Source organism: Halomonas sp. KAO (genome assembly GCF_015595025.1).
GTDB lineage: Bacteria > Pseudomonadota > Gammaproteobacteria > Pseudomonadales > Halomonadaceae > Halomonas.
The window spans coordinates 1-442 of sequence record NZ_JADNRL010000047.1 but is presented as its reverse complement, the minus strand read 5'-3'; the positions used below and the strand labels follow the sequence as shown (position 1 = coordinate 442).

The window sequence follows — 442 nt, the reverse complement described above, 5'->3', positions numbered from 1 at the left end:
CATGCCGCAGCTGCGGGCCGCCATCAAGGAGTTGCAGGGCCAGGGCTACCCACTGCCGGACTACCCGGATGAGCCGGAGAGCGACAAGGAGAAGGACATCAAGGCGCGCTACGGCAAGGTCATGGGTAGCGCCGTGAACCCGGTGCTGCGCGAGGGTAACTCCGACCGCCGCGCGCCCCGGGCCGTCAAGGAGTATGCCCGCAAGTATCCCCACCACATGGGGGAGTGGAGTCAGGCCTCGCGCAGCCACGTCTCTCACATGCATGAGGGCGACTTCTACGATGGCGAGAAGTCGATGACGCTGGATCGCGCCCGCAGCGTGAAGATGGAACTGATTACCGCCAGCGGCGAGACCCGGGTGCTCAAGCCCCGTGTCGAGCTGCAGGAAGGCGAAGTCATCGACAGCATGTTCATGAGCAAGAAGGCGCTGCTGGTCTTCTAC

At 64.3% G+C, this 442-nt stretch carries 1 protein-coding gene; it reads left to right on the top strand.

Annotated elements, in window-relative coordinates; translation table 11 throughout:
• A partial coding sequence (locus tag IOC61_RS17580; protein ID WP_195690024.1) for an NADP-dependent isocitrate dehydrogenase occupies positions 1–442 on the top strand: 442 nt, incomplete at both ends.